This is a genomic window from Streptomyces sp. P9-A4, assembly GCF_036634195.1.
In the GTDB taxonomy this organism is placed as follows: domain Bacteria; phylum Actinomycetota; class Actinomycetes; order Streptomycetales; family Streptomycetaceae; genus Streptomyces.
In genome coordinates this window covers 1,230,857-1,244,990 of sequence record NZ_JAZIFY010000001.1, presented here as the reverse complement: position 1 = coordinate 1,244,990, position 14,134 = coordinate 1,230,857, and the positions used below count along the sequence as shown (strand labels likewise).

Genomic DNA, 14,134 nt, shown 5'->3' with positions numbered 1-14,134 from the left:
TATGAGCAACGAAGAGAACATCTGCCGCCGCCTCGTCGGCCGTACCGCCGTCATCACCGGAGCCGGCAGCGGCATCGGCCTCGCCACCGCCCGCCGGCTCGCCTCCGAGGGCGCGAACGTCGTCTGCGGCGACATCGACGCGACGGCCGGCAAGGCCGCCGCCGAAGAGGTCGGCGGCACCTTCGTCCAGGTCGACGTCACCGACCCCGAGCAGGTCGAGGCACTGTTCAGGACCGCCTTCGACACCTACGGCTCCGTCGACATCGCCTTCAACAACGCCGGCATCTCGCCCCCCGAGGACGACTCCATCCTGGAGACCGGCCTGGAGGCCTGGAAGCGCGTCCAGGACGTCAACCTGACCTCCGTGTACCTCTGCTGCAAGGCGGCCCTGCCCTACATGCGCCGCCAGGGCAAGGGCTCCATCATCAACACCGCCTCGTTCGTCGCCATCATGGGCGCCGCCACGAGCCAGATCTCCTACACCGCCTCCAAGGGCGGCGTGCTCGCCATGTCCCGCGAGCTGGGCGTCCAGTTCGCCCGCGAGGGCATCCGCGTCAACGCCCTCTGCCCCGGGCCCGTCAACACCCCGCTGCTCCAGGAGCTGTTCGCCAAGGACCCCGAGCGGGCCGCGCGCCGCCTCGTCCACATCCCCGTCGGCCGCTTCGCCGAGCCCGAGGAGATCGCCGCCGCCGTCGCCTTCCTCGCGAGCGACGACTCCTCCTTCGTCAACGCCAGCGACTTCCTGGTGGACGGCGGCATCGCGGGCGCGTACGTGACGCCGCTCTAGGCCCCACCCGCTGCCCCCCACACGCGACAGCCGGGCGTCATGAGACGCCCGGCTGTCCGGCGTACCGGCACCTTCCCTAGAGGAAGGTCATGCCCTCGCCGCGGTAGGTGGGCACGGTCGCCGTGACGCGGTCGCCCTCGACCAGACGCAGGTTCTCGAAGCGCTCGCACAGCTCGCCGGCCTTCGCGTGCCGGAACCACACCTTGTCGCCGATCCGCAGGTCGTCCGCCGGCGAGCCGAGCAGCGGGGTCTGCACCTCGCCGGGGCCCTCCTGCGGGTCGTACCGCAGACCCTCCGGCAGATACGGGACGGGGAGCCGGTCCGGCCCGGCGACCCCGGACGCCGGGTAACCACCGCCGAGGACGGTCACCACCCCGACGCCCGGACGACGGACGACGGGCTGCGCGAAGAGCGCGGCCGGGCGGCCGGAGAAGGACGTGTAGTTGTCGAAGAGCCGCGGCACGAACAGCCCCGAACCCGCCGCGATCTCCGTCACCGCGTCCTCGGCGGCCGTGTGCTGCACGCTGCCCGTGCCGCCGCCGTTCACGAACTCCAGGTCCGGCGCCACCGCCCGCACGGCCCGCACCACGGCCGCCCTGCGCTCCGCCAGCTCCCTGCGGGCCGCCGACTGCATCAGCCGGATCGCCCGCGACCGCAGCGGCCGGCCCGCGACCGCGTCACCGACACCCGCGACATGACCCTCGTACGCCATGATCCCGACCAGCCGGAACCCGGGACGCCGCACCACCGAGCGGGCCAGCTCGGCCAGTTCCGCGGGCTCGCGCAGCGGGGAACGACGGGCACCGATCCGTACCCGGCCGCCCAGCAGACTCAGCGCGGTGTCCAGCTCCAGACAGACCCGGACCTCTTCCGTCCCACCCGCGCGGGAGGCGTCGATCAGGTCCAGCTGCGCCACGTCGTCGACCATCACGGTCACCGCGGCGGCCAGCTTCGGGTCGTGGGCCAGCTCCCCGAAACCGGAACGGTCCGCCGACGGGTACGCGAGCAGGACGTCCTCGAAACCGGCGCGGGCCAGCCACAACGACTCGTCGAGGGTGAAAGACATGATGCCCGCGAAGCCCTCCCGCGCGAGCACCCGTTCCAGGAGCGCCCGGCAGCGCACGGACTTGCTCGCCACCCGGACCGGCTTTCCGCCGGCCCGGCGTACGAGGTCCGCCGCGTTGGCGTCGAAGGCCTCCAGGTCGACGATCGCCACGGGCGCGTCGAGGTGAGCGGTGGCCCGGTCGTAGCGGGCCCGGTCGGCGGCACGGGGAGTCATGGCCCGAGCTTGCCAGACAGGTTTACGAGTGGGTAGCCCCTGGGTTCCCGAGCCGGGGGGAACAGCCCGTAGAGTGACGGGCATTGTCGACACGAGCGGGGGACGGGGATGACCGGCGAGCACCCCTCCACGCCCTCCCGCATCACGGACGCGCTGCTGCCCGCCCCCGAACCGACGGAGGCGGAGACGACGACGAGACTCCGCGCGATCCGCCCGTCGCAACCGACGGGCACGACGCCCACGGCTCCGCCGAGACCGAAGCCGGCTGACGGGGGCCCGACATCGTCCGGCCCTGGGGGTGCGGCGCAGCCGGTTCCGCGCAGGTCGGCGGCGTCCGGTGCGGCTCCGTCTGTTCCGCCGCGTCCGGCTTCCGGTCCGCCGGGTGCGGCGCAGCCTGTTCCGCGCAGGTCGGCGTCGGGTTCTGCGGGTCCGACGACGTCCGGTTCGGCGGGTGCGCCGCCGTCTGCTCCGCCGCGTCCGGCCTCCCGTCCGGCCGGTGCCGTTCCGCCCCGGCCCGCCTCCCGCCCCCTCGCCACGCCCCCCGGCTCCGCCGCCCCCATGCCGCCCGTCTCGGGGCCCGCTACGGGCTCCGCCCACGCCGCTTCCCCTCCGGCGCCCGCCCGTTCCGGTCAGGCCCCCGCCCCCTGGGCCCCGCCCGCCCCGGCTCCCGCCCGGCAGGCCACCTCCCCGTACGGCCACACCCACGGCGCTCACGCCGCCCACGGCCCGCACGCCCACGCCTCCCACCGCCGCCTCCCCCTGCCCCCCGAGGCGCCCGTCGAGACCACCACGCGGCTTCGGCCCGTGCCGGAGCGGCGGGTCGGGCGGACCGTCGCCGTCGCCGCCTGCGCCGTCCTCGGCGTCGGTCTCATCGGAGGCGCCCTCGCCGGGACCTGGCTGGCCGCCGCCGAGCCCGGTGCGCCCGCCGAGCCCCCCGGGTACGCGGAGGCCAAGGAGCTGTGGCACAACGCCCCCGTCGACAACCTCTTTCCCCGCACCCTCGTCGGCTCGGCCGCCGGTCCCGGCGGCTCGGCGCGCACCTGGACCCGGATCGTCGTCGCCCCGGACGCCGCCTGCTCGCCCGCCGTCCTGGCCAAGGGCCTGCTCGCCACCCTCCGGCCGCTCGGCTGCGAGCGCGTCCTGCGCGCGACGTACACCGACGCCACCGCCAGCAGTGTGATCACCGTCGGCCTCGTCTTCACCCGCGCCGACGCCACCGCGCAGCGCGCCCTAGGCCCCGGTCTCACCACCCGCCTCGGCGCGGACGTCCCACCGGCCCTCGCCGGGCCCGGCACCGTCGCGGCCCGCTTCGGCGCCCCGCAGCGCGCCGGCTGGTGGCTGAACGCCCCCGCCGACCTCCCCGTCGTCGTCACCGCCGTCTCCGGCTTCGCCGACGGCCGGCCCGTCGACCGCCCGCAGCCCGCCGAAGCGGCCATGGCCAAGGGCCGTACCGACGCCACCGCGCAGTCCGGCCTCGGCCACGAGGCCAAGGGCATTACCGTCCGGCTCGAAAAGCAGCTGCGCGCGACCGCCGAGGCGATGACGAAGCAGGAGGACGCCAGGTGACCCGTACCACCCGCCTGCGCGCCCCCGCCGCCGTCCTGCTCGCCACCGCCTTCTCCGTCCTGCCCGCCGTCACCACGCCCGCGTACGCCGACTCCATCCGGGACCGGCAGTGGGGTCTCGAAGCCCTCCACACCACGGAGGCGTGGCGCACCACCAAGGGCGAGGGCATCACGGTCGCCGTCCTCGACACCGGGGTGGACGCCGAGCACCCGGACCTGGAGGGCTCGGTGCTGCCCGGCCGCGACCTCATCGGCTTCGGCGCCTCCAGGGGCGACCGCGCCTGGGCCCGGCACGGCACCGCGATGGCCGGCATCATCGCCGGTCACGGCCACGGCCCCGGCGGCGAGGACGGTGTCCTCGGCATCGCCCCCGACGTCGAGATCCTCCCGGTGCGGGTGATCCTGGAGGGCACCGACAAGGCCCGCGACAAGGCCCGCAAGGCCCGGGGCACGGCCCTCGCCGAGGGCATCCGCTGGGCCGCCGACCACGGCGCCGACGTCATCAACCTCTCCCTCGGCGACGACTCCGAGTCCGCCCACCCCGACGCGGGCGAGGACGCGGCCGTCCAGTACGCCCTGGCGAAGGGCGTCTCGGTCGTCGCCTCCGCAGGCAACGGCGGCGAGAAGGGCGACCACATCTCCTACCCGGCCGCCTACCCCGGCGTCATCGCCGTCGCCGCCGTCGACCGCTACGGCACCCACGCCTCCTTCTCCACCCGCCGCTGGTACGCCACGGTCAGCGCCCCCGGCGTCGACATCGCCATCGCGGACCCCGACCGCCGCTACTACGAGGGCTGGGGCACCAGCGCCGCCGCCGCCTTCGTCTCCGGAGCCGTCGCCCTCGTCCGCGCCGCGCACCCCGACCTCACCCCGGCACAGGTCAAGCGGCTGCTCATCGACACCGCCCGCAGCCGGCCGAAGGGCGGCCGCAGCGACTCGAAGGGGTACGGGACGATCGACCCGGCCGCCGCGATCGCCGCCGGCGGGAAGATCGAGGGCGGCGACCCCAAGGCCACGAGCTCCGGCTATCGGGGGCGGTACTTCGGCCCCGGACCGCTGCCCCCCGCCGAGGAGAGCCGCCCCATCGGCCTGCTCGCCCCCCTCGCGGGCGGCCTCGGCGCCCTGCTGCTCCTGACCGCCGTCGTCCTGCGCCGCGCCCACCGGACCTCCTGACGATCGAAGCGGCCCCCACCGGACCTCCTGACGATCGAAGCGGCCCCCACTGGACCTCCTGACGATCGAAGCGGCCCCCACTGGACCTCCTGACGACCGAAGCGGCCCCACCACACCTCCCGGCCACCGAACCGGCCCCACCGGACCTCCCGAGGACCCGGCGGCCCGGACCTTCCAGAGGGACCGTTAGGCTCGGTGCGTGGCGCTCAAGAACATTCCGGACCCCGGTTTCTCCGACGACGACGGCACCGCCGACCCGCGGCTCGCCGCGGCCCTCGCGGCCTGGGCGGAGGACAGAACCGCCCACGGCCCCGTCCTGGACGCCCTGCGCGACGCCCGGCTGCTCGTCCCTGTGGTCGCCGTCCTCGGCGAGGTCGAGACCGACGAGAACGGCCTGCGCCGCGAGAAGACCAGCGACATGGCGGTCCCCACCCTCACGGCCGGCGACCGGCGCGCCCTGCCCGCCTTCACCTCGATCGCCTCGCTCGCCCTGTGGGACCCGGCGGCCCGGCCGGTGGCCGTACCGCTGCCGCAGGCGCTCCAGGCCCTCGCGCACGAGAAGGCGGACACGCTCGTCCTGGACCTCGCGGGCCCGGTGCCGTACCAGCTGGCGGGACCGGCGCTGCTCGCCCTCGCCGAGGGCCGCTCCAGCGCCGACCCGCTCGACGACCCCGCCGTACGGGAAGCGGTACGGGCCGCCGTAGCCGCCGAGCCCGCCGTGCTCAGCGCCCACCTGGGTCCGGGCGCCGCCGACGGAACGCTCGCCCTGGTCCTCGACGGGGAGACCTCCCCGGCGGAGGCCGCCCAGCGCGTCGCCCGCGCCCTGGCGGCCGACGAAACACTGAGGGCCCGCCTGGTGCGGGGCCTCGACCTGGCACTGCTGCCGGCCTCGGCCACCCCTCCGGGCGAGCCCTTCTACGTGAAGCGGTAGGAAACCTCTAGCCGTACACCGGTCCGGTGTACTTCTCGCCCGGCCCCTGGCCCGGCTCGTCCGGGACCAGGGAGGCCTCGCGGAAGGCGAGCTGGAGGGACTTCAGGCCGTCCCGCAGGGGAGCGGCGTGGAAGGAGGAGACCTCCGTCGCGCCGGCGTCCAGCAGACCCGCGAGGGCGTGCACCAGCTTGCGGGCCTCGTCGAGGTCCTTGTACTTGTCGCCCTCCTCGGTGAGCCCGAGCTTCACCGCGGCGGCGCTCATCAGGTTGACGGCGACGGTCACGATCACCTCGACGGCGGGGACCTCCGCGATGTCGCGGGTCATGGCGTCGAAATCGGGGGACTCGGCGGAGTCGGGGGAGTCCGGGGACTCGTTCTGGGGCGTCTCGCTCATGCCTCATACGATATGCCGGTCCTCGGTTAGCGCCGACCGCCGGGTCCTGCTAACCTTGTGTAATGACCGGCCGGACACTTGTGTGCCCGGCCCACAAGTGGAGGCTCCGTACTCCCACCTGACCACCCTCGCGGGTGGCGGGTCACCGGTCAGGTGGCGCCCATCGTTCCGTACGGACGATTGGAGCCGCCCGATGTGCGCCCCGCGGTAGACCGTGGTGGTGTTCCGGTATTTCTTTGGAGCCCCGCCTGTGTCCCGTCCGGGGCTTTTTTCATGCTCCGGCTCGGTTGGTCTCAGAAAACAGACGTTGCGCGTCCGTCCGCCAGGCGGTCGCGTGGTGCTACCGAGGAGGATCCATCAGCGCCGAGCCCCGCATCAACGACAGGATTCGCGTTCCCGAGGTGCGACTTGTCGGACCCAGCGGCGAGCAGGTCGGGATTGTTCCGCTTGCCAAGGCCCTGGAGCTCGCACAGGAGTACGACCTCGACCTGGTCGAGGTCGCGGCGAACGCCCGTCCGCCCGTGTGCAAGCTCATGGACTACGGGAAGTTCAAGTACGAGTCGGCCATGAAGGCCCGTGAGGCGCGCAAGAACCAGGCGCACACGGTCATCAAGGAGATGAAGCTCCGGCCGAAGATCGACCCGCACGACTATGACACCAAGAAGGGTCACGTCGTCCGGTTCCTCAAGCAGGGCGACAAGGTCAAGATCACGATCATGTTCCGTGGTCGTGAGCAGTCCCGCCCCGAGCTCGGTTTCCGGCTGCTTCAGCGGCTGGCGTCGGACGTCGAGGAGCTTGGCTTCATCGAGTCCAACCCGAAGCAGGACGGCCGGAACATGATCATGGTTCTCGGCCCGCACAAGAAGAAGACCGAGGCCATGGCCGAGGCCCGTGAGGCCCAGGCCGCACGCAAGGCCGAGCGTCAGGGCGTCGCCTCCGAGGAGACGTCCGAGGCTCCGGCCGCCGAGGTCGCCGAGACCGAGGCCGCGGAGACCGAGGCCGTCGAGGCCGAGGTCGTCGAGGCTCCGGCCGAGACCCCCGAGGCGTGACCCGGCGGGCTGCCATCCAGGCAGCCCCGGGCCCCGCCCCGAACCACCAAACGAAGAATTGACGCTCCCGGACGTCCGGTGCCCGCACCGGGGGGAGCGCCACTGACGAGGAGATACGGCGCGATGCCGAAGAACAAGACGCACTCCGGTGCCAAGAAGCGCTTCAAGGTCACCGGCTCCGGCAAGATCCTGCGCGAGCGCGCCGGCAAGCGCCACCTGCTCGAGCACAAGTCGTCCAAGCTGACCCGTCGCCTCACCGGCACCGCGGAGATGGCCCCGGGCGACGCGGCCAAGATCAAGAAGATGCTGGGCATCTGATCTGATCACCCGCCCCCGGCGACGGGGGCTTCCGGCCAGGTCCGGGACCCATTCGTTTTTCGGGTCGTGTGAGTCCAACCACGACCCCGCTACAAGGAGTTAACAAGTGGCACGCGTCAAGCGGGCAGTCAACGCCCACAAGAAGCGCCGGGCGATCCTCGAGGCGGCCTCCGGCTACCGCGGTCAGCGTTCGCGCCTGTACCGCAAGGCCAAGGAGCAGGTCACCCACTCGCTGGTCTACAACTACAACGACCGCAAGAAGCGCAAGGGCGACTTCCGTCGGCTGTGGATCCAGCGCATCAACGCCGCTGCCCGCCAGAACGGCATGACGTACAACCGCCTCATCCAGGGTCTGAACGCCGCCAACATCGAGGTGGACCGCAAGATCCTCGCCGAGCTGGCCGTCAACGACTCCAACGCGTTCGCCGCGCTGGTCGAGGTCGCGCAGAAGGCTCTGCCGGCCGACGTCAACGCCCCGAAGGCCGCCGCCTGATCTTCCAGGCCGCAGTACCTCTGCCCGGACCCGCAGGCGCGCTCGCGTCGGCGGGTCCGGGTGCGTCCGCCCTCTGACGCACGCACCGGACCCCGACGCCCCCGGCCCCGTACGGCCGCGATGTCCCCGGACCCCGAAGCCTCCCGGCCCCGAAGAGAGAACCGCCGCACCTCATGGTCACCCCCGAGCTGATCTCCCCGCGTTCCCCGCGCGTCGTCGCCGCCCGGCGGCTCGCCAAGCGCAACTTCCGGGGCAAGGACCGCCTCTTCATCGCCGAGGGCCCGCAGGCCGTCCGCGAGGCCGTCGAGCACCGCGGCTCCACCGGCGAGCCCACCCTCGTCGAGCTCTTCACCACCGTCGAGGCCGCCGAGCGCTACGGTGCCATCGTCGAGGCCGCCCGCGCCGCCGGCGCCCGCGTCCACTACGCCGCCGACACCGTCCTCGCCGAGGTCTCCCAGACCGTCACCCCGCAAGGGCTCGTCGGCGTCTGCCGGTTCCTCGACTCGCCGTTCGAGGGGATCATCGCGGCCCGGCCCAAGCTGGTGGCCGTCCTCGCCCACGTACGCGACCCCGGGAACGCCGGCACGGTGCTGCGCTGCGCCGACGCGGCCGGCGCCGACGCCGTCGTCCTCACCGACGCCTCCGTCGACCTCTACAACCCCAAGTCCGTACGCGCCTCCGTCGGCTCCCTCTTCCACCTGCCGGTGGCCGTCGGCGTCCCCGTCGAGCAGGCCGTCGCCGGACTGAAGGGCGCGGGCGTGCGCGTCCTCGCCGCCGACGGGGCGGGCGAGGACGACCTCGACGCGGAGCTGGACGCCGGCACCATGGGCGGCCCGACCGCCTGGATCTTCGGCAACGAGGCCTGGGGGCTGCCCGAGGAGACCAGGGCCCTCGCCGACGCCGTCGTGCGCGTCCCCATCCACGGCAAGGCCGAGAGTCTCAACCTCGCCACCGCCGCCGCGGTCTGCCTGTACGCCTCCGCCCGCGCACAGCGTCCCCGAACCTCCGCCTGAGGGGTCCATTCCGCCTCTCCCGCCCAGTAGAGTGACGCACTCGGGGGCCCACTGCGCTACACGGAGGGGTGGGATACGGGGATGACGGTCGGCACGGACAGTCCCGCACAGGCACGGAGCGCCGCGCCGCACGCCCCGGAACAGCCGGGAGCCCCCGAACCACCGGGCGCTCCAGGGCCGCCGGGCGTACCGGAGCCGCCGCACGCCGCGGAACCGCCCGGCACCTCGCAGCCGCCGGGTGCGGCCGAGGCCCCGGGATTCGCCGGGGTCCACCCCGACGACCTGCCCGACGGACTCGTCGTCGCCGACGAGACCGGCCGCGTCGTCTGCTTCAACGCCGCCGCCCGGCGCATCACCGCCGTCCCCGGCGACCGAGCCCTCGGCCTCCCGCTCGACCAGGCCCTGCCCCTCGAAGACCTCAAGGGCCGCCGCTGGTGGGCCCTGACCGACCCCTACGGGGGACTCGCCACCCGGCGGGGCCAGCCCGAGCGCAATCTGCTGCTGCCCGGCGGACGCGAGGTCCTCGTCTCCGCCACGTACATCCGCGAACACCCCACGGGACCCGTGCGCCGGGTCGTGGTCTGTCTGCGCGGCACCGAGGCCCGCCGCCGCACCGAGCGCAGCCACGCCGAACTCATCGCCACCGTCGCCCACGAACTGCGCTCCCCTCTCACCTCCGTCAAGGGCTTCACCGCCACCCTGCTCGGTAAGTGGGAGCGGTTCAACGACGAGCAGAAGCGGCTGATGCTGGAGACCGTCGACGCCGACGCGGGCCGCATCAAGCGGCTCATCGCGGAACTCCTCGACATCTCCCGGATCGACTCGGGACGGCTCGAAGTGCGCCGTCAGCCCGTCGACATCGCCGCCGCCGTCGGCCGCCACGTCCAGGTGCACACCACGGCCGGCCAGTCGCCGGACCGCTTCTTCGTACGGATCAGGCCGGGACTGCCCGCGCTCTGGGCCGATCCCGACAAGATCGACCAGATCCTCGGCAACCTCCTGGAAAACGCGGTGCGCCACGGCGACGGAACCGTCACCATCGAGGTGGCACCCGCCACGACGTGCGACGACGGAGAAGAGGGGACGGAGGTCACCGTGAGCGACGAGGGCCCCGGCATCCCCGAGGAGTCGATGAACCGCGTCTTCACCCGCTTCTGGCGGGGCAGCAAACGCGGCGGCACCGGCCTCGGCCTCTACATCGTCAAGGGCGTCGTCGAGGCCCACGGCGGCACCATCACCGTCGGCAGGGGCCCCCGCGGCGGGGCCGAGTTCCGATTTATCCTGCCCGTCGGCACCCCGGCCCACCTTCTCTGACGTCTCAGCAGGCGAGACCGTACGAGATCAGGAGCCGCCCGGCCTGCCCACGGGCTCATTCGCGTCCCCGCGCCCCGTTAGACTCGTCCTTTGGCACGTTTGCGCCCTTGACGTCGAGCGGGGCCGCCCAGCCAAGCCAACGGAAGCACGGGAAGAGATGTCCGCACCCAATAAGTCGTACGACCCGGTTGAGGTCGAGGCACTGAAACCGGAAGAGATCGAGCGCATGCGGGACGAGGCGCTCGCCGCCTTCGCCGCCGCGGGCGACCTCGACGCGCTCGCGCAGGCGAAGACCGCGCACACCGGTGGCACCTCGCCGCTGGCGCTCGCCAACCGGGAGATCGGCGCCCTGCCCCCGCAGGCCAAGGCCGCCGCCGGCAAGATCGTGGGCCAGGCCCGCGGCGCCGTCTCCAAGGCGCTCGCCGCCCGGCAGACCGAGCTGGAGGCCGAGCGCGACGCGCGCGTCCTCGTCGAGGAGGCCGTCGACGTCACCCTGCCGTACGACCGCGTCCCGGCCGGTGCCCGGCACCCGCTGACCACGCTCATGGAGCGCGTCTCCGACGTCTTCGTCTCCATGGGGTACGAGGTCGCCGAGGGCCCCGAGGTCGAGGCGGAGTGGTTCAACTTCGACGCCCTCAACTTCGTCCCGGACCACCCGGCGCGCCAGATGCAGGACACCTTCTTCGTCGAGGGGCCGGCAGGCACCACGGGCGACGAGTCCGGTGTCGTGCTGCGCACCCACACCTCGCCGGTCCAGGCCCGCACGCTCATCGACCGGGAGCCCCCGGTCTACGTCGTGTGCCCCGGCCGCGTCTACCGCACCGACGAGCTCGACGCCACGCACACCCCGGTCTTCCACCAGATCGAGCTGCTCGCCGTCGACGAGGGCCTGACCATGGCCGACCTCAAGGGCACCCTGGACCACATGGTCCAAGCGCTCTTCGGCCCGGACATGAAGACCCGGCTCCGCCCGAACTTCTTCCCGTTCACCGAGCCGTCGGCAGAGATGGACATGCTCTGCTACGTCTGCCGCGGCGAGTCCGTCGGCAACCCGGACCGCCCCTGCCGCACCTGCGGCAGCGAGGGCTGGATCGAGCTGGGCGGCTGCGGCATGGTCAACCCGAAGGTGCTCGTCGCCTGCGGTGTGGACCCCGAGAAGTACAGCGGATTCGCCTTCGGGTTCGGCATCGAACGGATGCTGATGTTCCGCCACAACGTCGACGACATGCGAGACATGGTCGAGGGTGACGTCCGGTTCACCCGGCCGTTCGGGATGGAGATCTGATGCGGGTCCCGCTTTCTTGGCTGCGGGAGTACGTCGACCTGCCGGTGACGGAGACCGGCCGAGACGTCCAGGCCAAACTCGTCTCCGCGGGCCTCGAGGTCGAGACCGTCGAGAAGCTCGGCGCCGGCCTCACCGGCCCGCTGGCGGTCGGCAAGGTCCTCACCATCGAGGAGCTGACGGAATTCAAGAAGCCCATCCGCTTCTGCACCGTCGACGTCGGCCCGGCCAACGGCACCGGCGAGCCCCAGGAGATCATCTGCGGCGCCCGGAACTTCGCCGTCGGCGACAAGGTCGTCGTGGCCCTGCCCGGCGCCGTGCTCCCCGGTGACTTCCGGATCGCCGAGCGCAAGACGTACGGCCGGGTCTCCCGGGGCATGATCTGCTCCGGCGACGAGCTCGGCATGGGCGACGACGGCACGCACGGCATCATCGTGCTGCCGCCGGAGCACGAGGTCGGCACCGACGCCACGGTCCTCCTGGAGCTGTTCGACGAGGTCCTCGACATCGCCGTCACCCCGGACCGCGGCTACTGCCTCTCGATGCGCGGCGTCGCCCGCGAGACGGCCACCGCCTACGGGCTGCCGCTGCGCGACCCGGCGCTCCTCGACGTGCCCGCGCCCAACTCGTACGGCTACCCGGTCCAGGTCACCGACCCGATCGGCTGCGACCGCTTCACCGCGCGCACCGTCGTCGGCCTGGCGCCCGAGGCCCGCTCCCCGATCTGGCTGCAGCGCCGCCTCCAGAAGGCCGGCATGCGCCCGATCTCGCTGGCCGTGGACGTCACCAACTACGTGATGCTGGAGCTCGGTCAGCCGCTGCACGCCTACGACCGCGGCCGGCTCGACGGCCCCATCGGGGTCCGCCGCGCCGAGGCCGGCGAGAAGATCACCACGCTCGACGGCACCGTGCGCGTCCTGGACGCCGCGGATCTGGTCATCACCGACAACCGCGGCCCGATCGGCATCGCGGGCGTCATGGGCGGTGCCAACACCGAGATCGCCGACCCCGAGACCGACCCCGAGACCGGCTACATCACCGGCACCTCCGAGGTCGTCATCGAGGCCGCGCACTTCGACCCGATCTCGATCGCCCGTACGGCCCGCCGCCACAAGCTGTCCTCCGAGGCGTCCAAGCGCTTCGAGCGGGGCGTCGACCCGCAGGCCGCGGCCGCCGCCGCGCAGCGCACCGTCGACCTGCTCGTGCTGCTCGCGGGCGGTACGGCCGAGGCCGGCGTCACCGAGATCAGCGCCCCGTCCGCGCCGCGCACGATCACCCTGCCGGCGAACCACCCGGACAAGGTCGCGGGCGTCGACTACGGCCGCGAGACCGTCGTCCGCCGCCTCCAGGAGGTCGGCTGCGACGTCTACGGCCAGGACGAGCTCGTCGTCACCGTGCCCTCGTGGCGCCCCGACCTCAACGAGCCGAACGACCTCGCCGAAGAGGTCATCCGGCTGGAGGGCTACGAGAACCTGCCCTCCACGCTGCCCAAGCCCCCGGCCGGCCGCGGGCTCACCGAGCGCCAGCGCACCCACCGCCGGGTGGGCCGCGCCCTCGCCGGCGCCGGTTACGTCGAGGCGCTGAACTACCCGTTCATCGGCGAGCAGGCCCTCGACAACCTCGGCCTCGACGCGAACGACGCCCGTCGCCGCCTCGTGAAGCTGGTCAACCCGCTCTCGGACGAGGAGCCCGCGCTCCGTACGACGCTGCTCCCGGGCCTGCTCGGCGCGCTCCGCCGCAACGACAGCCGCGGCAGCCACGACCTGGCGCTCTTCGAGACGGGTCTGGTCTTCCGGCCCGAGGGAGCCCCCGGCGTCGCCGTCCGTCTGGGCGTCGACCGCCGTCCGACCGACGAGGAGATCGCCGAGGTCAACGCCGCGCTGCCCGCTCAGCCGCGCCACGCCGCCGTCGTCCTCGCCGGTGCGCGCGAGCAGGCCGGCTGGTGGGGCAAGGGCCGCCCGTCCGACTGGGCGGACGCGATCGAGGCCGGCCGGACCGTGGCCGCCGAGGCCGGGGTCGAGCTGATCATCAGCGCCGACCTGCACGCCCCGTGGCACCCGGGCCGCTGCGCCGCGTTCCACGTCGAGGTGGACGGCGAGAAGGTCCTCGTCGGTCACGCCGGCGAGCTCCACCCGCGCGCGGTCAAGGCCTTCGGCCTGCCGGCCCGCACCTGCGCGATGGAGATCGACCTGGACCTCCTGGAGAAGGCGAACGAGGGCCCGCTCAAGGCCCCCCGTATCTCCTCCTTCCCGGTCGCCACCCAGGACGTCGCCCTGGTCGTCGCGGGCAGTGTCCCGGCCGCCGAGGTCGAGGCCGCTCTCCGTGAGGGCGCGGGTGAACTCCTGGAGTCCGTCCGGCTGTTCGACGTCTACACCGGCGACCAGCTCGACGAGGGCACCAAGTCCCTGGCGTACGCCCTGAAGTTCCGCGCCTCGGACCGCACCCTCACGGTCGACGAGGCCACGGCCGCCCGGGACGCGGCCGTCGCCCTGGCGACCGAGCGCACCGGCGCCACCCTGCGCGGCGCCTGACCCGC

At 73.2% G+C, this 14,134-nt stretch carries 13 protein-coding genes; 11 read left to right on the top strand and 2 right to left on the bottom strand.

Annotation, left to right across the window (positions count from 1 at the left end; genetic code table 11):
- The first annotated feature begins 1 nt into the window (after position 1).
- Complete coding sequence (locus V4Y03_RS05530; RefSeq protein WP_317878616.1) at positions 2–787, top strand: 3-oxoacyl-ACP reductase; 786 nt, start codon at positions 2–4, stop codon at positions 785–787.
- Between the two features lie 76 nt (positions 788–863).
- Here the strand turns inward: V4Y03_RS05530 and V4Y03_RS05525 are convergent, their stop codons facing one another.
- Positions 864–2,066 (bottom strand): amino acid deaminase/aldolase, encoded by a 1,203-nt coding sequence (locus tag V4Y03_RS05525; protein WP_332434202.1) that lies wholly within the window; start codon positions 2,064–2,066, stop codon positions 864–866.
- Between the two features lie 558 nt (positions 2,067–2,624).
- On the opposite strand from V4Y03_RS05525, the gene V4Y03_RS05520 reads away from it, so the two are divergent.
- From V4Y03_RS05520 to V4Y03_RS05510, 3 genes are all read left to right on the top strand, one after another.
- Complete coding sequence (locus V4Y03_RS05520) at positions 2,625–3,632, top strand: hypothetical protein (RefSeq protein ID WP_332434201.1); 1,008 nt, start codon at positions 2,625–2,627, stop codon at positions 3,630–3,632.
- On the top strand, positions 3,629–4,804 hold the full coding sequence (gene mycP, locus V4Y03_RS05515) for a type VII secretion-associated serine protease mycosin (RefSeq protein ID WP_332434200.1): 1,176 nt from the start codon (positions 3,629–3,631) through the stop codon (positions 4,802–4,804). Before V4Y03_RS05520 ends, mycP begins: the two co-directional genes overlap by 4 nt.
- 199 nt (positions 4,805–5,003) lie before the next feature.
- Positions 5,004–5,735 carry an SseB family protein gene (locus V4Y03_RS05510; protein WP_332434199.1) on the top strand — a complete coding sequence of 244 codons (732 nt, stop codon included), beginning with the start codon at positions 5,004–5,006 and terminating at the stop codon, positions 5,733–5,735.
- Between the two features lie 7 nt (positions 5,736–5,742).
- Here the strand turns inward: V4Y03_RS05510 and V4Y03_RS05505 are convergent, their stop codons facing one another.
- On the bottom strand, positions 5,743–6,129 hold the full coding sequence (locus V4Y03_RS05505) for a DUF1844 domain-containing protein (RefSeq protein WP_332434198.1): 387 nt from the start codon (positions 6,127–6,129) through the stop codon (positions 5,743–5,745).
- Between the two features lie 287 nt (positions 6,130–6,416).
- On the opposite strand from V4Y03_RS05505, the gene infC reads away from it, so the two are divergent.
- The 7 genes from infC (at position 6,417) to pheT (ending at position 14,129) form a co-directional block, all read left to right on the top strand.
- Complete coding sequence (gene infC, locus V4Y03_RS05500) at positions 6,417–7,178, top strand: translation initiation factor IF-3 (RefSeq protein WP_317876552.1); 762 nt, start codon at positions 6,417–6,419, stop codon at positions 7,176–7,178.
- Between the two features lie 123 nt (positions 7,179–7,301).
- Complete coding sequence (gene rpmI, locus V4Y03_RS05495) at positions 7,302–7,496, top strand: 50S ribosomal protein L35 (protein ID WP_073818494.1); 195 nt, start codon at positions 7,302–7,304, stop codon at positions 7,494–7,496.
- 106 nt (positions 7,497–7,602) lie between these two features.
- A complete protein-coding gene (gene rplT, locus V4Y03_RS05490) occupies positions 7,603–7,989 on the top strand; it encodes a 50S ribosomal protein L20 (RefSeq protein ID WP_187622715.1) in 387 nt (128 codons plus the stop codon).
- A 173-nt stretch (positions 7,990–8,162) separates the two neighbouring features.
- Entirely contained in the window at positions 8,163–9,002 is an 840-nt protein-coding gene (locus tag V4Y03_RS05485; protein ID WP_332434197.1) for a TrmH family RNA methyltransferase, read from the top strand.
- An 81-nt stretch (positions 9,003–9,083) separates the two neighbouring features.
- Positions 9,084–10,316, top strand: a complete 1,233-nt coding sequence (locus tag V4Y03_RS05480; RefSeq protein WP_332434196.1) for a sensor histidine kinase — start codon at positions 9,084–9,086, stop codon at positions 10,314–10,316.
- 157 nt (positions 10,317–10,473) lie between these two features.
- The gene (gene pheS, locus V4Y03_RS05475) at positions 10,474–11,601 is read left to right on the top strand and encodes a phenylalanine--tRNA ligase subunit alpha (protein ID WP_317876555.1); all 1,128 of its coding nucleotides are present in this window, start codon (positions 10,474–10,476) and stop codon (positions 11,599–11,601) included.
- A complete protein-coding gene (pheT, locus tag V4Y03_RS05470) occupies positions 11,601–14,129 on the top strand; it encodes a phenylalanine--tRNA ligase subunit beta (protein WP_317876556.1) in 2,529 nt (842 codons plus the stop codon). Before pheS ends, pheT begins: the two co-directional genes overlap by 1 nt.
- Positions 14,130–14,134 lie beyond the last annotated feature (5 nt).